The organism is Paraglaciecola arctica (assembly GCF_018861065.1).
In the GTDB taxonomy this organism is placed as follows: Bacteria; Pseudomonadota; Gammaproteobacteria; order Enterobacterales; family Alteromonadaceae; genus Paraglaciecola; species Paraglaciecola arctica_B.
The window spans coordinates 302,595-323,953 of record NZ_JAHKQO010000045.1 but is presented as its reverse complement, the minus strand read 5'-3'; the positions used below and the strand labels follow the sequence as shown (position 1 = coordinate 323,953).

The window sequence follows — 21,359 nt, the reverse complement described above, 5'->3', positions numbered from 1 at the left end:
TAGCTGAATTATTAATTTGATTGGAGAGCCTTTGATTGACTATTTGTATCCTTTTAGCCACATACAATGGTGGCACTTATTTAAATGAGCAGTTAGATAGCTTAATTAATCAGTCTGAAAAAAACTGGCTCTGTTTGATAAGAGATGATAATTCAAAAGACAATACCTTGGAAGTTATCAAGAGTTATTGCAAGGAAGATCCAAGATTCTATTTAGTCGAAGACGAATTGGGAGGGCAAGGTAACGCAATGGCGAACTTTGCAGTGTTGATGAAAGAAGGATTAAAATCGAAAGCAAATTACTTCTTTTTTTGCGATCAAGACGATGTTTGGTTGCCAAATAAAATAGAAACAATGGTGTGTGAGCTAAATAAACACGATAAAGACAATGCGTTTCTTGTTCATCATGATTTGGAAGTCGTTGATGAAAAGTTGTCTCAAATTGCGCCATCTTTTATCAATTACTCCAGGTTAGACTCAGATGCTTCTTTTTCGAGGTTACTTGGCAGAAATACAGTTACAGGCTGTGCGTCGGCTTGTAATAGAAAGTTACTTGAATTGAGTCTGCCTGTACCAGAAGAAGCTATGATGCACGACTGGTGGTTAGCGTTAATGGCATCCTACTTAGATGAATTATATTTTGTTAATCAAGTTTTAGGAAAATATCGACAACACAGCAATAATGTTCTGGGAGCGAAGCCGTTTCAGTTAAATGTAAATTTCTTAAAAATGTCGCCTAAATCTTTTCAAAAAAATCTATCAACGTTTCATACTACAATTTTGCAAGCCAGAGCTCTCTCAATGTTAATTTCAAAGAATAATTTTTCGGCTAATAGTAATTTTGTTAAGTTACAAACCTACAGTGAAATTTTGACACTCTCTAAATATTCACGCTTGAAAGCAGCTTTGAAATTTGGTTTTTTTCAGAAGTATTGGTTATCTAAAGTTGTTTCATTCGTGAAATTTTCTATTTACTCATCCAAATATCACGATGTTAAACCAATCTCCGAGTCAACTAAAAAGTGAATGATAAAGTTTTTTTATAATAACGCTCACACTGCTATTAGGATGGATTTTGTCGCTTATTTGTTTGTTCCAGCTATCCAGCAATTGTGATTGTGCAAATTGGTTAAAGTGAGAGGTGTTAGCGTTGATTTCGTTTAACCAAGTTTTCATTTCGAAGCAACGTTCTTCAATCGACATCTCTAGGCGACTAGGGGATGCCAAATGCAATATAGTAACCTGATTAATACTTTTAAATTTAACCGCTTTTTCGGTTAACCATTGTCTCCACATAAACAAATCACTGGACATTTTTGCTGGTTTGGCTCGCCAACCATATGGTAGTGCTAGATAACTATTTAGCCTGTGTACAACTGTGGTAGGGCCAAAAAAATTAAAGCGTTCCGTAAGCATTCGTCTTCTAATGGTGGGATGGTTTAAATCGCCTGCATAAACATGCCATTTATTTTCCTTTAAAACTGTGGCTTGTGCGGAATGTACAAAATCGTAATTTTCTAAATATGGCAATAGTGTTTCTAAGTGATTAGGCAGCCAAATATCGTCATCTCCTAGGTAAGCTATATAGTCACCAGAGGCTCGCTTAATTGCATTGTGCCGGTGAAATTCACCATTGCCTGCCCCCTTGACGTTATCAAAGTAAGTTATTCTGGGATCCTTAACTGATAACTCTTCAACAATTGTCTTAGTTCTTGCTGACGCACCGTCACCCACTACAAAAATTTCAAAACTTTGATAGGTTTGTTGTAAAGCACTTTGAATTGCTAGCTTTATTGTATCTTCATGGTTGTAGGTGGGGATAATGATAGTAAACATGATAGTTTACTTTCCTACCATATTACGCAATTGTTCAATTAGCTCTATTGTTTCATAACCGTGGCTGAAAGATGACTGAACAGGGACCTGAGGATCGTTAAGGTAATTGACAAAAGTATTCAATTCGTCATACAAGGGCATATTAACGTTAAACTGAATGTTAGTTGATTTGTCCCCAAATTTGTTGGTCTTATCCATCATTTGGATACTGTCAGTATAGGCATTAGCTAGATGGAAGCTGGCATGCTCACAAACCACATGCACCGAGCGTTCTACGCAAACTGAATCACCAGATACTTCAATAATAACTTTGCTTCGGTCGACCTGTAATAATGCATGCAAAGAGTGAATAAAGTCTTCATCGACTCTATTGCCCGTAGCGTAAAGCGCTTTTGGGGTTTCACCTAACAATAGTTGCGCGATAGATATATCATGGGGGATTAAAATCCAAACTGGGTCAACATCTTGGTGAGGTGACCGCCATTGGGTTCGTCTTAGGGTAAGTTGAGTCACTTTGCCATACTTACCACTATTAATGAGTTCGGCCAGTTTGAGTATACCATTATGGTATTTCCACTTATCCATGACATATAAAGGGTAGTCCGAAGTTTGACCTAGTAAACTTTTGGTTTCACTCACATTATTGCTTAAAGGCTTTTCAGTAAAAATAGGCTTTCCTGTAACCAATAACTCTTTAATCACCTGCAAGTGTGTATTAGTGGGAGAGGCTATGACAAACCCATCACATTGCTCTTCAAAAAGTGCCAAATAGTTCGTCACTACTTTATTTGCACCTTCGTCTTTAGCTGTGTTTGCTGTTCTTTCTGAAAAAGCCAAAACTACTATATTGCAACCAATTTTTATTAGATCGCGTAAAATAAATTTACCCCAACGGCCACAGCCAATTAAGCCAATTTTTTTGTATGGCTTATTCATACGTTAGTCCGATTTTATCTAATTCTTGCATGAGTTCAGAAAAGGTACCTGCTTGTGCATCACGTTCAGATACTGCTGGGTTAGTCATTGGCCAATCAAAGCCTGAATCCGGTGCGTTCCAGCGAAAACCTAAAGTTTCTGACGCATCCCATGGGTGAGATAGACCATAGCAGTAAATGGCGTTTTCAGGGAAATAAAAGCCATGCGCAATGCCTGGAGAAATACAAGCAACATGAGGATTATTCATACTAAGTGTATGTAACTCAGTTATGCCAAATGTTTGAGAGGATTGGCGACAATCTTTAAGCGCTAGGATCATAGTGCCCGACAAAACCACGAGGTAGTCACTATGGGTTGAATGTAAATGCATTCCCCTAAAAGTATTGTCTAGTGAGTTAACGTAATTAAGTTGTGCTAGAGAAAACGTATCTGACTTTACGTTAAACAGTTCAGATAACTTTCCCCTTTCATCCGCAAATAAATTGAGCTTTTTGAACTTTATACAATCAATATCGCTTAACATTCATAACCTCTTAGTAAGTTGCCAAATTAACTATATATCTAAACAGAACTTGTTCTTAATAAAAGCCAAGAGTTTCTTTTTGCTTTTATATGAAATTGCGAAAAATGTTAGTGTTATTTTCATACCTATAGCGTTATAAAAAAATAATAAAATATGAGGTTTTTTATTAATATAAAAATCACTTATAAACTTTAGTGCTTTGCTCTGTTCGTCATCGTTTCTAATATCTTGCAATTTTAAACAAATCAAAGAATGAAGTTGTTTATCCTTGTTATAAATGTATTTCGCAATACTTTTTACATCAAACTGTGTCAATTCTTGAGTTTTATATTTTTCATGTGGAATCGTCTTGACATGCTCTATTAATTCACTGGAGTTATGAATCAAAATTTTACCTTTTAATTTATTTAAAATTAAGATACTTTCCTGACGATAACTCTCGAAAATATCGCTAGTAACATAAGAATAAGACTTCGTGCCTTCATTAAATGATTGTAGTGTTTTGTCTATTTCATTTTCAAAACGCGAGGGTAATAATCGGAAATTGTTTAACCATCTTTTAACTTGTAAAGCTTCATGGCAGTATGATGAATTAACAATAATATTATCGTTAGTTTTTAATGAATATGTCATACTTAAAGCATTTAGAAAATCTGAAATTAATCCGCCAGGTTGATTGGGTAAATAAGCTCTTAAATTTAATCTCTCAACTCCTTGTACACTGATAAATTTATCTAAGGTTTCTATAACTGAAGTATCTAATTTATCTAGTTCAATTAATTTTACGTTGTTATGACGTTTAACTGATTGGTTGTAATTAGACTCTAAAAAATCAAGAGGGCTTCTGATATAAGCAATAAATTGACTACTTGGAATAGCTTTACTAATCTGCAATAGGTCTTTACAAAAAAATTCGGAACTCAGTAAAAGTATTTGATACTCAGACATCTGAAATTCATTTAATAAACTTACAATTTTACTTTTACTCAGTACCCATTCCCCATTCACCATATCATAAATGCGCTCCACGTTACCTGAGCTGATTCCATTATCATCTAAACTATGGTCTGGATAAAATATACTATTTTCGAGTAAAAGTTTCTTGTGCTGTTGCAAAAACCTTTGAATGGCAGAAGAACCAGTTTTAGGTGGTCCAATATGAATTAGAATTTTTTTATTTATCACTTAAATAATTCCGCTTCTTTAAGTGTTAACCCCTGCTTATCTTTAGCTGATAAAGATGGGCATTCAATATCTCCTAATTGCCAATCAACGGAAAGGTTGGGATCATTCCAAGCAATACATCTTTCAAATTCGGGTGCATAATAATTGGTGGCTTTATACAAAAACTGTGCTGAATCGCTTAATGTTATAAAACCATGAGCAAAACCTTCGGGGACCCAAAGCTGATTATTATTTTCAGCAGAGAGTTTAGCACCAACCCATTGGCCAAAAGTTGGGGAGCTTTTTCGGATATCAACAGCGATATCTAATACTTCACCTTCAATTACTCGTACAAGTTTTCCTTGGGCCATTGGGTCTAATTGGTAATGCAGACCACGCAACACGCCTTTTTGAGATTTTGAGTGGTTGTCTTGCACAAATTGACGTTCTAATCCTGTTGCCTCTTTGAAAACTTTCATATTGAAACTTTCATAGAAGAACCCACGATCATCACCAAATATTTGGGGTTCAAAAAGCACTACTTCGGGAATAGCTAAAGGCGTTACTTTCATTAAATATTGTCCTCGTTAAGTAGCTTTAATAAATACTGGCCATAACCTGTTTTAGAGAATTTTTGCGCTTGTCGTTTAAGTTCATCTGCATCAATCCAACCACTGTTGAAAGCAATTTCCTCTAAACAAGCGACTTTAAGCCCTTGGCGATGCTCAACTGTTTGCACATATTGTGAGGCTTCTAACAGGCTGTCATGGGTGCCTGTATCTAACCACGCAAAACCGCGACCAAATCTTTCTACGCTTAGCGTGCCGCGTTTAAGGTATTCATTGTTTACACTGGTGATTTCTAATTCGCCACGGTCTGATGGTTTGATTGATTTAGCGATTTCTACTACATCATTGTCATAAAAATATAAGCCGGTAACGGCGTAATTAGACTTTGCAACATCAGGTTTTTCTTCGATAGAAATAGCCTTGCCATCTTTGTCAAACTCCACCACTCCAAAACGTTCAGGATCGTTAACTAGATAGCCAAATACCGTTCCACCTACTGATTGAGCATTCGCATTCTGCAAAGCTCCGGTAAAATGTTGACCATGGAAGATGTTGTCACCTAACACCAAACAAACAGGATCGACGCCAATAAAGTTTTCACCAATAATAAAGGCTTGGGCTAAACCGTCAGGGCTAGGTTGTTCGGCATAAGACAATTTCATACCAAATTGTTTGCCACTACCAAGTAGTTTTTCGAAGTTAGGTAAGTCTTCTGGGGTACTGATGATTAACACTTCTTTTATCCCAGCTAACATAAGCACAGACAAGGGATAATAAATCATAGGTTTGTCGTATATGGGTAACAACTGTTTAGACACGCCCATAGTAATGGGGTGTAAGCGCGTGCCTGAGCCTCCCGCTAATATTATACCTTTACGTGCCATGACTGTTTCCTTGTTATTTTAAATAGCTGTTTAATGTGTATTCGAGTTGCTGCTGCCAGTTTGGTAGTTTTATACCTAAGGCATTTTCTAATTTACTGACATTTAACCTTGAATTTGCAGGGCGAGCTGCTGGTGTAGGGAACTCTGCCGTACTAATGCCGCCAAGTTTATCTAACTTAAGAGGCAAATTGTTAAGCCTTGCTTGCTTAAATATTGCTTCAGCAAAACCATACCAATTGGTCACGCCATTGTTTACTAAATGGTAAACACCAGACTCTATCGGTTGATTTAACAACTTTCGATAAATTGCTAAAGCTGTTACTTGCGCAATCATACGGGCATTAGTGGGCGCGCCAAATTGATCATTGACTATGTTTAGGCTGTCTCTTTGTTCGCCCAGTTTAAGCATGGTTTTTAAAAAGTTATTGCCGCGGTCAGCATAAACCCAACTGGTTCTAAAAATCAGATGGTTTTTGCAGTGGTGAACCACGGCTTGATCACCAGCGAGTTTTGTTTGCCCGTACACCGACAATGGCGCAGGTGTATCTGATTCAAGCCAAGGTTTATCGCCTGTACCAGCGTAAACATAATCAGTTGAGTAGTGGACTAAATAGGCATTATGTTTATCAGCGTACTTAGCCAATTGTGCAGGCAATGCGGTATTTAATCGGGTTGCTTCATTCTGATGGGTTTCTGCGGCATCTACTGCTGTCCATGCAGCAGGATTAACAATTAAATCTGGCTGATGTTTAGCTAAATAAACATCAACTGCATTTGCATCAGATAGGTCTAGTTCGTCACGTGATGGCGCTAAAATGCTGCCAAATGCAGATAAAGCACGACATAACTCATATCCCACTTGACCACTGCCGCCAGTAACTAAAATTGATTTAAAGGTTTTACTCATAACTGGCCTAAACGTTCACCTTGGTATTTACCACTTCTTACACGTTGCCACCAGTTTGTATTAGTCAGATACCATTCAACGGTTTTCCTTAACCCAGACTCAAAAGTCTCAAGGGGCGTCCAACCTAATTCTTTATCTATTTTACTGGCATCAATGGCATAACGTAAGTCGTGACCTGGTCGGTCGGTGACAAAAGTAATTAAATCAACGTAATTGCCTAACCCAATAGGTTTTTGTGGTTTAAGTTCTTCTAAAATGGCACAAATAGTTTTAACCACTTCGATGTTTTGTTTTTCATTGTGACCGCCAATATTGTAGGTTTCACCCAAGCTACCTTGAGTGGCAACCTTAATTAATGCACGGGCATGATCTTCAACGTATAACCAATCTCTAATTTGAGTGCCTTGGCCATATATGGGTAAAGGTTTGCCTTCTAAGGCATTTAATATGGTTAGTGGAATGAGCTTTTCTGGGAAATGAAAAGGCCCATAATTGTTTGAACAATTGGTAATTACCACCGGTAAATCGTAAGTGCGATACCAAGCTCTTACTAAATGGTCAGAGCTCGCTTTACTGGCTGAATACGGCGAACTAGGCGAATAAGAAGTAGTCTCGGTAAACATATCATCGGTGCCATCTAAATCACCGTACACTTCGTCCGTTGAAATATGGTGAAAACGAAATTTTGCTTTTAACTCTTCAGATAGTGTTGACCAATACTTTTTAGCTGAATTTAATAAATTGAAGGTGCCAACTATATTTGTTTGGATAAATTCGGCAGGCCCATCTATTGAGCGATCAACATGACTTTCAGCCGCTAAATGCATAATGATATCTGGCTTGTGCTTGGCGAAAACCGCATCCATTTTATCTGCATCGCAGATATCTGCGTGAATGAAGGTGTAACGACCGCTGTTTTCGATTCCTTGTAGCGATTCTAAATTACCAGCGTAGGTTAATTTGTCTATATTAATGACATTGTGCAGGGAGTTATTGACTAACTCCCTGACAACCGCTGAACCAATAAAACCAGCGCCGCCAGTTACCAAAAATGTCATGTTTTTCACTACAATTTTGTCCTTCTGAAAGTTTAAATATTTTATCCATATGGAAGATATATGATGGTATTTGAATATCTTTAATAAATAAACCTAGTGTTTGAGTTTTATGAGCAAAATACTTGTTAATCAAGTCTCTATTTACTTTAAACTTTTTAATATTAAAACTCACATTTTTATTTTGCGTTTGTTTAAAGGTTATATTTCATTGAGCCTTCGAATAGACATAGGATTGTTTCGGTTTTACTCGGTCTGCACAGCGAAAGGTGTAAGAATTTAAGACTGGCTTAGTCGCCTCTAAACTTACAATCGATTTTTGATAGAACAGATAAACGGTAGTCAAATCAAAAAAACATCTAAAATTTCATTTAATTAATTTTACTTTTTAATATGTCTAAAGCTAGTTCTTGCTGGTTCTTAGAAATTAATTTTAAATTCTCTGGCGAGTTCTCTTTAGCTACCACTATTTCTGCAGGATTATTTATATCATGCAAAACAAATTTAGCGCCGACTGTATCGTAAAGTGCACTAATCTTTTGATGTAAAGCTACATCAGTTAATGCAATATGAGGAACCCCTGCTATAAGTGAGGGCAACAGTACATGGAGCCTATTGGATAAAACCAATGATGCTTCAGAAATCAGCCTCATTGAATCCTTAAGCTCTAGTAACTCATCAATAAAATCGATGTTAAATTTCTTACTCTTATTTAAAGCAGAATATATTTCCATTGATGTTTTTTTATCTTCAACAACCTGATACGCAATGACTATAGATTTAATTCCTTCCTTTTCTAAGAATTCTTCTAATCTAACAATAACCTGAGACAAGTACGTCTCCGACATTTCAGCGTCTGGGAATTTAGCCCGAAAGGACAATAAGCAATAATTTTTATCAGTTATTTTCGGAATATCGCTAGCTATATCTGGCGAAATAAAGGCTAAGTCAGGAAAATACAACATTTTTGAAGGCGAGCACATTTTTACAGAGGCGTTATCTCGAAGGCCATATAGCACATACATTTTAGCTTTTATTCTTTCAATATTAAGTTTGAATTTGTGGATCGGCCCGAGAGATGTACCTACTCTTAGAAACTTAAACCTAAAGATATATTTAAATACTGCTGTGACAAGCAATTCTTTCATACCAGAAAAATATCGAGGTTCATCATCTAAACTATGACCTGGAATCCCTACTTTATAAACAGTGTAGCGAAACATATTTCGCAAAATACATTTACCGAAGGTAAGGCATTTTTCCTCTTCACTCAATTCGAGATCAAATAAAAAGTTGGGAGGAAGATGCCCAGTCACCACAACCACTTTGCCAAAATCCCGAAGATTTTCAATTAATGCTCGATTAATTAATAAATCCCCTTTATTGCCAAAAGCTGTCACAATGTTAAAAACAAATAACTTTTCTTTTTTCAAGATACTATCCTCTGTATTAAAGAATTTTCGCACAATCCTTTATTTTAACGCACCACTTAATTTGAAACTAATTTGTAACTTAGCTGGAGATATTATTATTTCCTTTATATTGTCTTTTGCTGCATTCGACATTAACCTTCCTTTTTACGTTTTGAGATCAAATTTAATGCTCTGGTAAAAATGAGTAATTGGTTATAAACGATTTGAATTCTATAGCTAATATTTATGGAATGCCATGTAAAATACTTGCGATTTTTAGGTGTGTTTCATCCCTATTTTTTTAAATGGCTGGGATTAGTAGCAAAATTAACAATATAACTCCGACTGATTTTTCGTCAATAAATTTAGCCAGGATTGAAACCGTTCCCTCATGAGTTAAAAGGCCATAATCAAATTGCATTAGTAAACTGTCATTGATCGAATTACAGGAAATCAGGAGTTAATGTAACGTGAAATTTTCTGGGGCATTCTGTGGTGAACTCGGTTTTAATTAATTCAGCCGTAACCACAAATGCTTCATAAATTTATTAATATTTACTACTTTGTGCAGTAACTCAGACACAACAGCCAATCCCACATACATAATCGCAACTATAATTGCACGCTTACCCCAGCCACTCTCAACAAACAGTCTAGCGATAGGCTCTGCAACATCATAAAGCGGCATGTGACCAATAAAGATAAAAATGGTGTTGCGTGAAAAAAAACGCACAACTCGATTTGCAGGAATTCTGCTGAAGAATTTAACAGCTAATAACGTATTACTTAGATAAACGAACGAAATTGCTACAGATATGAGTATGCTGCTGATTAGTGTTGAGTGGTCTATAGGAAGCCTGAAAGGGAAGCTTCTCGTGATATCAAATGGATTAAGTAACCTAGCCCAAGCAAACAAAAATAACACCCAAAACAGCATCACCAAAAGTGCTTTGTTAGTATTGTGATTATCTTTTTGTTGGTGCATATACATTCCGAGCAAGAACACTGTTATCCAATTAGAAATAAGCATGTAGCCTGTGAACAAGCGCTCAAACTCGATAAAAATACTGCGGATCGCTATTTCACAAAGTAAAACTAAGAGTATCAATGGCAATGTTACTTTTACTTTTCGCATAACTAAGGCCCACAGCAGTAATATGTGCAGGTAGGTACCTATGTACCAAGTGGTGGGGTTGGACGGGAAAAAGTTAGCTAACACATTGATACCACCAATAAACGGCAGGTAATTGGTGATAGCAGGGTGGCCTTTGGTTAGCATAAAAATAACGCTTATAAATATCGCTATTGCTAGTCCCCAAAAGTACATTGGGAATAGACGATTGTATACTACTTGCCGCCGAGGGCGTGTTTCACTGGCCAACCCCCAGCCCATTACAAATACAAACAATGCCACGCCGAGTTGTTTGGGGTAGATGGGTTGAGTGAATTGGTCAAATGGTTCACCGAAGTAATGACCAAATACAATCAGGAACATACCAACGGCTTTTAGCCAGTCGATAAAATCAACTCTGTTTTTCATTGGGTAGCTCACTTACAGTATCTGGCAACGGGGCATCCTGAAGTTGTGTTTGTAACAGGGCCGGCAGAGGTAAACTTTTCACAAAACGTGCAGGATTGCCGGCTAGCATCACGTAACTTTTAGTGTCGCTTGAAATCACAGTGCCTGCGGCTATTTGACAGCCTTCGCCAATGTCGGCCATAACAATAGCGGCTTCGCCTAGCCAAACATTTTTGCCAATTTGAATTTGTTTAATGTTGTCGGTGGAAAACGCGCCCCATGTGCCGGTTTCGTCGTTGTGAATATGTTGACCGCTACCACTTAGCAAACTTGAACGGCTGCCAATTAGACTGTTTTCACCAATGTGGGCAGAGCCAATTGTACAATAGTTACCAATATAGACGTTGTCTTCGATAATTGAGTTTCGATGGCTAAATAAAGATCCAAAGCCAATATGACTGTCTAAAGAGCACTGCTGCAGTGTTAATGAATAAAATCCTCTGCGTAAGAAAACCCCAGGTAATCCTGGTAATAAGGCGAAAACATTAGTCCAAAACACAAATATGACTTCTACCTTTTTATTTACTAAAGATTCAAGCCAACATGTGATCACAAATGGCAGGGCTATAAGTTGTGATACCCGATTAATGATCATTTTAATTAGATGTCGCATGGCATATTCCTTCGCTTGAGACTACGCATTGTCTTAATTAGGCCGTACGTTTACGCATTCGTTTAAATCTGGCGTTGTGGGTGTATTGGTCTATTAAAGTAATTTTGCTTGGTACTTTAAAGGCGGGTATTAACTTCGCGCAATGATTACGTAGTCTAACCTTAAATTCTCGCAAAGATTCACCTGTGGTTATTTTGATCTCTGCTGCCACCGTCATCCCGGTTATGGGATGTTTTAAACTGTATACTGCCACATCTTCAACACCATCAAGTTGTAACACTACACTCTCAACTTCTGCGGGATAGACCTTTTCGCCTCCTACGTTGATTATTTCGCTTTCACGGCCGAGTATTCTTATCCATTCGCCATCTTGCTCAACTTGGTCGCCAGTGTTCATATAACCGTCTTCGTCAAAAGGCGAGGGCGCATTCAGGTAACCCAGCATGGCAGATTTGCTTTTAATACAAAGTTTGCCGTCGACTATTTTTGTCTGGTAGTCCTCACCACCTACCTTAACCCACAGAGAGTCTGAGTCACGTGACTTAGAGCGTAATATGCCGACTTCTGACAGGCCATAAGTTTGTAACATACGAATTTGAGGGAAGTGTTTGTTCATCGCCTCGAGTGTACTGGCAGGCATAGGTTCGGTGCCGTAAGTTACTAACTTTAAAGTACTCAAGTCAGATTCATGTGCAGCGCCAGATAGCAATAATAAGTTAAGAAATGTGGGAGAAGTAGGTAGAACTTCACCTTTATGGGTTTCTATTGCTTTGCAAACAGTAATGGGCCGGCGGTTTTCAGGAATGATAGCCATGCCCTGATTTGCTAGGGTATACAACAAAGTATTGATGCCGCCAATATGGTCAAACTGTAAAAATAACACTGTGCGCATGGTGTTGCGTGGCACTGTGAATTTGGCTAATAGCGCTTCTAAATCATGGACTATAGCTTTGCTTTTACCGGTTGAACCCGAAGAAAAAAGCACTAAACCTGGTGTGCCTTTTTGCCGAATTTGTTGGTAAATAACATGGTCAGCTTTCGTTTGAGTGGCATTTAGTTGGTATTCATTGTCTACAGCAACAAATTCGTATTCGACTTGGCCAATTTCACTGAATTCATCAAACTGTGTAGCTGAATCATTTGAAAGGGGAATGATAATGGCCTTGTAGTCAGCCAAAGCCAGAAACAAGGCAATAGCGTCCGCAGAATAATCGCCTTTAATAGACACCACCGCGCCTGCCGGTATTGCTGAGTTTTGTAAATAGGCTTGCCAATAATCCAATCGCTCACTTAATACCTGATAACTAATGCAATTTTCGCCAATCGCCACTGCATCTGCCGCGCCTGCTTCACGCATCTTAGCTTTTAAAAAATCAATTCTCATGATATCCCCCCAAGGTAGATAACTTGACCAGACACCATATGGCTGTTGGGGTTCAGATAAAAGTCCACAAGATTGGTGACATCTTCGACTTTAGCCATTTTTTTAATGGCTTGTTGCTGGATGAGTTTATTGATCTTTTCTTCGCCTACTCCGCTGATAAGTTGCGTGGCAATAGGCGAGGGGCCAATAGCATTGCAGGTAATACCAAAGCTACCTAGTTCTTTCGCCATAATGCGAGTAAGCGTTTCCACTGCCGATTTTGATGCGGCATAAGCGGCTTCGCCAGCTAGATTTAAAGGTACCGCTACTGTACTTAAGTTGATAATACGGGCGTTAGGGGATTTTCTAAGTAAGTTAATCGCTTTTTGGCAAAAGATAAAAGTGCCCATAAAGTTAGTGTTCATAATTTCTTGAACGTTATCTACAGGGGTAAGAGCAAAGGCATTCATTCTGGCAATGCCGGCATTATTGATTAATACATCCAACGCGCCTACTTGCTTTTTGACATTGGCAAATACTCGTTTGGCGTCTGCCTCTAGCGCCACGTCAGCTGAGTAGTGGTGGTAATTCTCTGCCGCTATGTCTGACTTGGAACGAGACACGCCAATTACCGTGTCTCCCAACGCCAAAAAATGCTCAACTAGGGCTTTACCTATGCCTTGGCTTGCGCCAGTGACCATGATTTTTCGAGCTTTCATTAGGCTTGAGCTGCAATGACGTCGTGAATGTATTGGCTGATGCTCGGAATGTCTTTAAAGGGGGAGCGCGACATCGACATGGCTTTTTCGTCGCTTAATGACACATCGATTGATTGTTCTTGCAGTGCATCTTCAATGTCCATCAATAATGCAACCAATGCCATTGAATCTAGGTGCCCATTTTGACCAAATAAAACCGTTGTATCTGTCAAAGGGATTTGATGAGTACTAGGGCGTGATTCGTTAGTCAAGCTAAGTGCATTAAGTACAATTTGAGTAATATGATTTGTTTCCATACATGATATTCTACGAGTTAGAATAAACCTACATTAATATAATATTGTTCAATTAGCCACCACAGATGTGAATTGGTTTGGCTACGAACTTTGATAAAACTAGTTATGGTATTTTTTACGTTTTTAACTGCCAATCAAGGCTGAAAATATTTCTGATAATAAATAACGCACCATTATGAGTAAGATGTCCTTTATCAAATTGTATTGGATCACCGTTTTCTAATGTTGTTATGCAACTCTCTTTAGTTTGTTTTGGGCACATGACGTCGATTGGAGAGGCGTACTTTACCTCGTATAAAGTCGCCACTTCTTTTAATTTAGAGTTTAGTTCAGAACGATTTTCATAAATACTTGCTCGGCTAGCGAAATTTCTATCGTTTTCGAATCTTGATAGTAAGTTGGGTAGTGGTTGCATATATTCTACAACCGGGCCTATTAAAATAACTTCAATATTCAATAGTTGAAGGTACTTAATAGTTTGGATTAATCCGCTTAAATCAAAAGCATTCCATCTACCAGATAAAACGACAAGATCAAAATTATACATGTGTAAATATTCTTCAAAGGCACGCTTCATTAAATCCGTACAATACCCTTTTCCTAAATAACTAATTATTGGACGGCAACCGGAAGCATTCAATTGTGAAATATTGCTATCATCAAAGTATTGTACAAATGAAGAGTAATATTGTGCAGCATGACTATCGCCTAGAAGAAGTACATTTTTTCCTCGGCTAACGCGTATACATTCGTCTAGGAAGTTTAGATTGGGATTATGTGATTGGGACGTAAGAAAGCATTTACCTATTCTTGCTTTCATCGGGTAATCAATAAATGCCTCATAGTTACTTTTATTCTTTACCAAGTAATCTGGATTCCATATTGCGACTGATAAAACTACAATCAGTGGTAGCGTTAATAAACCACTTTTTTTTAAGATAGAATTGTTTCCCTTTTTTACTGAAATTGATTTAAAAGGCTGTTCGGTATATCGCCAACTAAGATATCCAAGAAAAAGAGAGACAAAAAATAGGATAAGTTTGTCTGCTTTTTCTAAGTCTGGATTGATTAATAACTTATAAAAAACTATTACCGGCCAGTGCCAAAGGTAGAGTGAATAGGATATATTGCCGAAAAACTGTGCGATTGGTTGATTCAATATTTTATCGACTATTGTTTTTCCATTACAGCTAAGAATAATCAGGGCTGTTCCCAACGTTGGAGGAATAGCTAGAATACCAGGGAAAGGGAGTTCTTCATGGTAAAGTATAATTGTTGTTAATAGGGCAAATAATCCGGTCAAACTAATTAATTCACTTGCTCGATGGGATAGTTTTATATTGGTTCCATATATCGCGAGTAACCCTCCAACAATAAATTGCCAGAATCTTGATGGCGCTAAATAAAAAGCTGCAGAAGCATCTAAAGATAAAAGAAATTCACTTAGTAAAAATGAAACTGCCAATAACGATAATAGAAATAGCAGTGCATAATTTCTGTATCGATAAAAAATTACCAGCGTAATCGGGAAAATTAAATAAAACTGCTCTTCAACTGAGAGGCTCCAAGTATGTAAAAGTGGGTTTAACTGAGCGTCTGCAGCAAAGTAATCTACTTCATAATAAAAAAACATATTGGATAAATAAAACAAAGATGAAAGTGCCGCTTTTCCAAATATCTTGACTTCAGAGGCCAGTCCAAATACTAAAAGACAGACTAAGCAAGCAAGCAACATGACAAATAAGGCAGGAAATAGTCTTCGGATGCGTTTTAAATAGAATTCGTAAAAAGAAAAGTTATTATTTTGGCAGTGATTCCATATTGAGCCCGTGATTAAAAAACCAGAAATCACAAAGAAAATGTCTACACCAATGAATCCTCCAGATAGTTTATGATCGATGTGGAATATAAGTATAGAAAGAACAGCTAAGGCACGGAGACCATTGATATCTTTCCTAAATACCGTTTTGTTTGCCACTATTATATGTCCTTATTCAAATTAAATTAGAAATCGACTCTAACCATTGTTTTTTAACTGCATTTTTTGAATATAGGGTTTCCCAATAGTAAAGAATATTTTGTCGAAGAGCTGATTTACTATCAAGAAGTTTATTTAAAATAAGGCTTGCCTCTGAAACTTCATTTGGGTTGACTAAATGTACACCAGGGCAATTAGAAAATTGTTCAAATGCTGGAATGTTAGACAATAAACAAGGGATTCCCATACTCATCGCTTCAAGTACAACCATGCTGAGTGCTTCTTCTTGGCTCATAAATACTAAAACGTCGAAAGTACTATAAATCTTGTATTTATCATTTTCCCAGCTGTGACATATTACTTTTGAGTTATTCCATTTATCTGTTTCAATACTCCATAAATGTATCTCGTCCATTTTTGAAGCTAACGCTATATCCACAGAAGCATTTACGTTTTTATTCACTAAATTAAGGTTTCCTACTACACCAACGTTATTAGTAAATTTATCTTTCTTATTTGAATTTACCATATTGGGAATGATAATGACTTTGTCAGGATCAAGTTGGTATTCTTCCTGTTGTATTGGGCTAACAAACTGAACAATATCTGCATATTGAATCGCTTCCATTTTTTGCTTTGCTGAAAGCCCAAATTGACTGTGCAACATTCCATGCACGCTTATTAATATCTTTTTATTTTCATCTCTTAGATTTTTTAAAATTGCTTCATCACACGAGAGGTCACAAAAGTACATTTGAGAATCAAGGCCGAATTTGTGTACGATTTTAACAGTATGATGTAATTTGTGATTAAAGTTACTTGATGGGTAGCTTACAAATTCAACGACATACCTTTCTGAAAGTAGATTGGCAATATTAGCAATTGACTCAACCGCTCCAGTTGTTCCATGAAAACCACACTGAAAAGTAATTTTTGGCTTTATTTTAGAGCTATGAGCTGGATTTCTAAAATTGTATAAAAAAGTGTTCTTATAGTATGCATATTGATTCTTTCCTCTATCAATTCTAGATTGAATGAACCAAGGCAATTTAAACTGTTTTAATAATTTCAACTTAGGGGATCACTGAGTTAATTTTTGAGAGTTATAAGGGTTAGGTCTCCAAACTCTGAATATACACCATTGAATTTTCGAATAGTAGAATCTTCGTTGTCGGATCGAAGCAGAATATGGGTTACATCATATTTCTGAATTATCTTCATTTTATCTTCAAAGGACGTTTGTTTATTGAAAAATATTTTTACATTTTTTCTACGTTCAATTCGGTCATGAATAAATGGGTTAGTATGCATTCCACTAACTACTTTACCCTTAACAGAAGGTAACGCCCATCCTTGCAATTCCTTCACCATTACAATAGAAGTATCATCCATTAAGTTTGTGAAGGGTTTTAGTTTTTCTGGAATAGAATTTAAACGATTGAACGGATAGTCTTTAGCTTCCATCGTAGGAAGTAATTTTGTACCTTTTAGTTCAAGTACTACAAGGAAAATATTAAATACTAATATCGTACTAAGGTAAATTGAAACTAACTTTCTAACGTAAGTTTTTTTGTTTTTACCTGCAGAAATTTGTAACAGCCACGAAACTAAAAGCAAATGTAGAGGAAACATTCCTAGCAACAACGCTCTGTGACCAAGAGGAATTTTGAAAAATAAGTTGAACGTATATACAAATGCCATCAATGAAAAAGCGAGTAAAAGTTCAATGTTGATTTTTCTAGGTCTGAAAAGTAGACATAAAAATACTCCCAAGACAACGGGTAATAGCGTTAACAAAACTTGAATGGGTGAATAAAAAGGATGACCCCAGATTAATTTTTTCCACCTTACAGTTTGGTTTGCGTTTGAAATTTCTATACTACTTGAAGATATCCATGAGGCCGATTGATCGGGCGTTTGCCCGAGAATTAATGCCCAAGTTGAAAAATAGGGCCACAACTCAACTAAAAAGCTTCCAACTAATATTGCAATAAGTATGTAAAGGCGATTTTTGATCGATGATTCACCATAAAAAATACCTAATAAGCCAGCGAAAAACACCGTAAATATGCCTGTAAGGGGGTGGCTAGAAAAAGCTATAGCAATTGATATTGCAATTGTTAGCATTACTGTTGTTTTTTTATCACCAATTAATTTGATATTTTTAACAATAAAACCATAAACAAAAAACGAAAATGAAAAAACGAAAAAAGAAGGGTAACTAGCTATCGAAACTAAGTTTCTGAGTTGGTATGCATTTGACCAGTTCCAAGTCAATCCCCAACCACATAAAAGAATGATAAGAGTGTAAATAGGGGCTCTATTGTCCTTAAAGTATGATTTAGAAAAATATGCAATTCCTATAACTAACAGTATTACGCTTATTGAAGCAGCTAATCCCATTGCCTGAATTGAAGTTAAATCTAAGACACTTCCAATCAAAGCGATGACAAAATAGAAGGGCATGTAACGCGCAGAACTTTCATACGATGCTACATGAGGCGACATTGGATTCATAATGTCTTCCATCCATGAGTTCAGAGCACCCGCATGCTCCCAAAAATCGCCTCCCATTTCCATAATTGGATATTGATGGAAAAAAGCAGCCCAAATTGTAAAAGTGCACAAAGACACCGCTAAAAAAATATACTTTTCTTGTACGTTAAGTTGGGTCACTAAATTTCTCAAGTTCATTGTCCGTTAATTTTATGATACGTCAAAGACTATTATCCGTGAAATCGTTATTCATCAATGGGATAAAAAAAGTTAAAATGCGGACTATTAACCCGCTGCTTGTAGGCTATAAACAAGCATGACTGGAGCAATTTCAAATCGACTTTGAGAGCTGTCAACATTTTCTAGCATTATGTATAGCCTCTGGGATTTTTCATCAAAGTCTGCTCCGACAATATTTTTTGTGTTATTTTTCGGAGCAAAAGGTAGTTGTAATTTGCCATAAGAAATTGGTAACAATTCATAGGTTTTCTTTTTCCCATTTTGAACAGAAACAAAATCATTAACGTTAAATATCCAATAAAAATTGTAATAATCTTTTGGATCGAATACACAGGGTCCACCACACACATTGCCATTAGTTTGAGTCGCCTTATAGCCAATACCACTATCGTGACCGCCTGAGTTACCTAGCACTAAATATTCATTACTATTAGGTAAAATAAAACCATAGTAAGCATTTGATACCTCGGTCCACATTTTATTTTTTTTAGATTTGTTATACAGGTCTTCAACAATTGGGCGTTTAATTGAAAAATCCATCAATGGTCTTGTCGGTATAAGTCCGTCCTTGACATCAATTCCAGCGAAATTGTCAATATAAGATGAAAACGCAGTGGGACCCATGCTGAAGCGAGAATTAATAGAGTAGTTCGCTGCATAACCGTGTAAGTAACTCGCCTTAAATACATCTTGCCATTTGTCTGGTAATTTGCTTATCCAGCCAGATGAGTGCGCCTTTCCCCCTAAAGAAAAAAAACCATCTACTTGTGCTTTACTGAGGTTGTATGCATCTCTTACAATAAATGTTGTTAGATAATTATCGCCGGGAGCGTCATAGTGCTCGACCGCATTGACAAATAACTCCCCTTCAATAACTTCTAAGCCCGTTATTCTATTAAGCTTTTGGGAGTTATTTATGCGTGTTTTGTTCAATAGAATTGAAGTGAATTTTTGAATGTTAGTTGCTAAATTTAGGCTTTTTGTGTTTTCAGTTATTTTAAGGTCGGGAATTGAAAACTCCGCAATGGCTTGATGATGTTCATGACCTACAGTGAATAATGTATTGCCTTTCGGCGATATTGCAAAGCTGCCATTAATGTATGACATTCTTGAATGTCCCTGGGTTTTTATTGGAAACCTAAAAGCACCTAAGTATCCAAAGTTTATAGAATTTTTATCAGGTAATAACTTTAAGTTCCCCTTTTCCGCTAGATTAACTGGAGAATAACTAAGGAGTGAAAACAATAGAATGAATGCGTTATTTAATGGGCTAAATATATTTCTCATATTAGGTTTGAATCTCTTTTGGCCAGCATTTAATTTAAGTTATTTATACTCAGTTCACAATGCCAGTCTGTTTCTTTTTAATTCTGATTTATCAATTTTGTCTTGTCTTGTCTTGTGTTGTGAGACAAAATTCATGTTTGATTCTTGCTCTTTTGGGGCGCTTTTAGCCGGTGTTATATTTACCTGAAGGTAGACTCTGGCCCACCCCATGCATTTTATAAAGCTATTTTTTTAAAAGGTTTATCTAGGTTCAATCTTGAGTTTCTCGAATTTGGATTTAAAATTATTTACGTTGAATTTACGTTGTTATCTTTATTATTAAGTACATAAACGCTATATGCTACGCACGCAAACAATATGCACCAGTGTAATACTTCAGCTCTCATTCTGTTAATAAATGTCATGGCTACCATGAAAGCCAATAATGTTCCCTCTAAGGCAAAGATTTTAAAGTAGTCATCAACCATATTTTGCTTTTTGAGATGTTTTTTCGTAATTTTTAATATTTTAAAAGAGCTGAATAACATTAAGACGAATAAAACTAGGCCTAGATAACCTACCTCTGACAAAGTTTCAAACCAAGTTGAATGTACTGCCCGATTGCGGCTCCTTCCTGTATTAACATGGTCTGGTATGTATTGGTTTGAATAGTAACTAAACCCCTCGTAACCGGTACCTAGTGGATAGTCTTTCGCCATATCCCAAGCTGCCAACCAAAAGACAGTTCTTGTTGCAGCAGTTTCTTGAGACTCCTGAACTCTAGTGTTTTCGTTAATAGATAAAATTCTTTCAATACTTGACCTATCCATTACAACAGCTAAAGATGCTAACCCTGCAAGTAAGATAAAGATTGCTGTTCCTTTTTGGTACTTTCGTTGGAAGGATGAAAAGAACATATGATACATAAAATATGCTATGGAAAGTGCTACAGCAATATAAGCTCCTCGAGAATTAATAAGAACAAGAGCGTTTGCAATAAACGCGCCCGCAATAACAAATAAAGAGCGATAGAAGAGATTTTTTTTGATCCAGAAAAAGTATAAACATAGAACTAAACTCGGTGCTATGGCTGCACCAACAAAGTTAACATCTGGCGCATCGACTGTATAAACTCCGGCAAGTCTATCTCCATATTGACGTCCCACTTGATAGGCTATAAAACTTAAATACCACGATCCAAATATATAACCATAAAGAATAATATCTAAATGTTTTTTGGTTGTGCACATCTTGTAAGCTAACGTCATAATTATGGCCAACTTAATGTAATTAGTAGCGAACATTATGTGAAGGTCTGGTCTGACTGAATAAAAATAGGTAACGAAGTAAAGAATAACAAGCATATAAAAGTACCTAAACGGTGCAACTTTTAGTATTTTTTGTTGGTTAAGTGTTTTGAAATTTAATAAAAAGACCATCCCCATGATCACTACACTTATAAAGGAGTAGCCTACATCCGGTACCATGTATCCCCACCATCGTTGTTGTGGGTAGTAAAAGTAT

General features: G+C 36.7%; 20 protein-coding genes. 1 reads left to right on the top strand and 19 read right to left on the bottom strand.

Translation table 11 applies throughout. The features are described 5' to 3' along the window. The first annotated feature begins 35 nt into the window (after positions 1-35). Entirely contained in the window at positions 36-1,025 is a 990-nt protein-coding gene (locus KO534_RS20480; protein ID WP_215932757.1) for a glycosyltransferase family 2 protein, read from the top strand. Here KO534_RS20480 and KO534_RS20475 read toward each other — a convergent pair. From KO534_RS20475 to KO534_RS20385, 19 genes are all read right to left on the bottom strand, one after another. Continuing rightward, entirely contained in the window at positions 1,011-1,835 is an 825-nt protein-coding gene (locus KO534_RS20475) for a glycosyltransferase family 2 protein (RefSeq protein ID WP_215932755.1), read from the bottom strand. The genes KO534_RS20480 and KO534_RS20475 overlap by 15 nt on opposite strands. Before the next feature lie 6 nt (positions 1,836-1,841). Next, positions 1,842-2,771, bottom strand: coding sequence for a Gfo/Idh/MocA family protein (locus KO534_RS20470; RefSeq protein ID WP_215932753.1), 930 nt, complete (start codon positions 2,769-2,771; stop codon positions 1,842-1,844). After that, positions 2,764-3,294, bottom strand: a complete 531-nt coding sequence (locus tag KO534_RS20465; RefSeq protein ID WP_215932751.1) for a dTDP-4-dehydrorhamnose 3,5-epimerase family protein — start codon at positions 3,292-3,294, stop codon at positions 2,764-2,766. The genes KO534_RS20470 and KO534_RS20465 overlap by 8 nt, the downstream gene beginning before the upstream one ends. 30 nt (positions 3,295-3,324) lie before the next feature. Then, the gene (locus KO534_RS20460; RefSeq protein ID WP_215932749.1) at positions 3,325-4,479 is read right to left on the bottom strand and encodes a hypothetical protein; all 1,155 of its coding nucleotides are present in this window, start codon (positions 4,477-4,479) and stop codon (positions 3,325-3,327) included. After that, positions 4,476-5,030, bottom strand: coding sequence for a dTDP-4-dehydrorhamnose 3,5-epimerase (gene rfbC, locus KO534_RS20455; RefSeq protein WP_215932747.1), 555 nt, complete (start codon positions 5,028-5,030; stop codon positions 4,476-4,478). Before rfbC ends, KO534_RS20460 begins: the two co-directional genes overlap by 4 nt. Next, the gene (rfbA, locus tag KO534_RS20450) at positions 5,030-5,911 is read right to left on the bottom strand and encodes a glucose-1-phosphate thymidylyltransferase RfbA (RefSeq protein WP_215932744.1); all 882 of its coding nucleotides are present in this window, start codon (positions 5,909-5,911) and stop codon (positions 5,030-5,032) included. The genes rfbC and rfbA overlap by 1 nt, the downstream gene beginning before the upstream one ends. A gap of 13 nt (positions 5,912-5,924) precedes the next feature. Further along, positions 5,925-6,818: a dTDP-4-dehydrorhamnose reductase gene (gene rfbD, locus KO534_RS20445; protein ID WP_215932741.1), complete on the bottom strand. Its 894-nt coding sequence runs from the start codon at positions 6,816-6,818 to the stop codon at positions 5,925-5,927. Next, positions 6,815-7,876: a dTDP-glucose 4,6-dehydratase gene (rfbB, locus tag KO534_RS20440; RefSeq protein WP_215932797.1), complete on the bottom strand. Its 1,062-nt coding sequence runs from the start codon at positions 7,874-7,876 to the stop codon at positions 6,815-6,817. Before rfbB ends, rfbD begins: the two co-directional genes overlap by 4 nt. 368 nt (positions 7,877-8,244) lie before the next feature. Further along, positions 8,245-9,306 carry a polysaccharide pyruvyl transferase family protein gene (locus tag KO534_RS20435; protein WP_215932739.1) on the bottom strand — a complete coding sequence of 354 codons (1,062 nt, stop codon included), beginning with the start codon at positions 9,304-9,306 and terminating at the stop codon, positions 8,245-8,247. 490 nt (positions 9,307-9,796) lie between these two features. Further along, positions 9,797-10,825 carry an acyltransferase family protein gene (locus KO534_RS20430; RefSeq protein WP_215932737.1) on the bottom strand — a complete coding sequence of 343 codons (1,029 nt, stop codon included), beginning with the start codon at positions 10,823-10,825 and terminating at the stop codon, positions 9,797-9,799. Continuing rightward, on the bottom strand, positions 10,809-11,477 hold the full coding sequence (locus tag KO534_RS20425) for an acyltransferase (RefSeq protein ID WP_215932735.1): 669 nt from the start codon (positions 11,475-11,477) through the stop codon (positions 10,809-10,811). The genes KO534_RS20430 and KO534_RS20425 overlap by 17 nt, the downstream gene beginning before the upstream one ends. 37 nt (positions 11,478-11,514) lie before the next feature. Next, the gene (locus tag KO534_RS20420; RefSeq protein WP_215932733.1) at positions 11,515-12,861 is read right to left on the bottom strand and encodes an ANL family adenylate-forming protein; all 1,347 of its coding nucleotides are present in this window, start codon (positions 12,859-12,861) and stop codon (positions 11,515-11,517) included. Further along, positions 12,858-13,559, bottom strand: a complete 702-nt coding sequence (locus KO534_RS20415; RefSeq protein ID WP_215932731.1) for an SDR family NAD(P)-dependent oxidoreductase — start codon at positions 13,557-13,559, stop codon at positions 12,858-12,860. Before KO534_RS20415 ends, KO534_RS20420 begins: the two co-directional genes overlap by 4 nt. Then, the gene (locus KO534_RS20410; RefSeq protein WP_215932729.1) at positions 13,559-13,855 is read right to left on the bottom strand and encodes a hypothetical protein; all 297 of its coding nucleotides are present in this window, start codon (positions 13,853-13,855) and stop codon (positions 13,559-13,561) included. Before KO534_RS20410 ends, KO534_RS20415 begins: the two co-directional genes overlap by 1 nt. A gap of 115 nt (positions 13,856-13,970) precedes the next feature. Beyond that, entirely contained in the window at positions 13,971-15,833 is a 1,863-nt protein-coding gene (locus tag KO534_RS23810) for an acyltransferase family protein (RefSeq protein ID WP_215932727.1), read from the bottom strand. A 16-nt stretch (positions 15,834-15,849) separates the two neighbouring features. Further along, a complete protein-coding gene (locus KO534_RS20400; RefSeq protein ID WP_215932725.1) occupies positions 15,850-16,905 on the bottom strand; it encodes a glycosyltransferase in 1,056 nt (351 codons plus the stop codon). 17 nt (positions 16,906-16,922) lie between these two features. Next, complete coding sequence (locus KO534_RS20395) at positions 16,923-18,509, bottom strand: hypothetical protein (RefSeq protein WP_215932723.1); 1,587 nt, start codon at positions 18,507-18,509, stop codon at positions 16,923-16,925. 105 nt (positions 18,510-18,614) lie between these two features. Beyond that, positions 18,615-19,676, bottom strand: a complete 1,062-nt coding sequence (locus KO534_RS20390) for a hypothetical protein (protein ID WP_215932721.1) — start codon at positions 19,674-19,676, stop codon at positions 18,615-18,617. 467 nt (positions 19,677-20,143) lie between these two features. Then, positions 20,144-21,103 (bottom strand): O-antigen ligase family protein, encoded by a 960-nt coding sequence (locus tag KO534_RS20385; protein ID WP_252732293.1) that lies wholly within the window; start codon positions 21,101-21,103, stop codon positions 20,144-20,146. Between the last annotated feature and the right edge of the window lie 256 nt (positions 21,104-21,359).

Excerpts from the sequence above, each read along its gene's own strand:
- KO534_RS20475 (WP_215932755.1), bottom strand. The coding sequence starts at position 1,835 with ATGTTTACTATCATTATCCCCACCTACAACCATGAAGATACAATAAAG.
- KO534_RS20470 (WP_215932753.1), bottom strand. The coding sequence starts at position 2,771 with ATGAATAAGCCATACAAAAAAATTGGCTTAATTGGCTGTGGCCGTTGG.
- KO534_RS20465 (WP_215932751.1), bottom strand. The coding sequence starts at position 3,294 with ATGTTAAGCGATATTGATTGTATAAAGTTCAAAAAGCTCAATTTATTT.
- rfbC (WP_215932747.1), bottom strand. The coding sequence starts at position 5,030 with ATGAAAGTAACGCCTTTAGCTATTCCCGAAGTAGTGCTTTTTGAACCC.
- rfbA (WP_215932744.1), bottom strand. The coding sequence starts at position 5,911 with ATGGCACGTAAAGGTATAATATTAGCGGGAGGCTCAGGCACGCGCTTA.
- rfbD (WP_215932741.1), bottom strand. The coding sequence starts at position 6,818 with ATGAGTAAAACCTTTAAATCAATTTTAGTTACTGGCGGCAGTGGTCAA.
- rfbB (WP_215932797.1), bottom strand. The coding sequence starts at position 7,876 with ATGACATTTTTGGTAACTGGCGGCGCTGGTTTTATTGGTTCAGCGGTT.
- KO534_RS20430 (WP_215932737.1), bottom strand. The coding sequence starts at position 10,825 with ATGAAAAACAGAGTTGATTTTATCGACTGGCTAAAAGCCGTTGGTATG.
- KO534_RS20425 (WP_215932735.1), bottom strand. The coding sequence starts at position 11,477 with ATGCGACATCTAATTAAAATGATCATTAATCGGGTATCACAACTTATA.
- KO534_RS20420 (WP_215932733.1), bottom strand. The coding sequence starts at position 12,861 with ATGAGAATTGATTTTTTAAAAGCTAAGATGCGTGAAGCAGGCGCGGCA.
- KO534_RS20415 (WP_215932731.1), bottom strand. The coding sequence starts at position 13,559 with ATGAAAGCTCGAAAAATCATGGTCACTGGCGCAAGCCAAGGCATAGGT.
- KO534_RS20410 (WP_215932729.1), bottom strand. The coding sequence starts at position 13,855 with ATGGAAACAAATCATATTACTCAAATTGTACTTAATGCACTTAGCTTG.
- KO534_RS20390 (WP_215932721.1), bottom strand. The coding sequence starts at position 19,676 with ATGTCATACATTAATGGCAGCTTTGCAATATCGCCGAAAGGCAATACA.
- KO534_RS20385 (WP_252732293.1), bottom strand. The coding sequence starts at position 21,103 with ATGACGTTAGCTTACAAGATGTGCACAACCAAAAAACATTTAGATATT.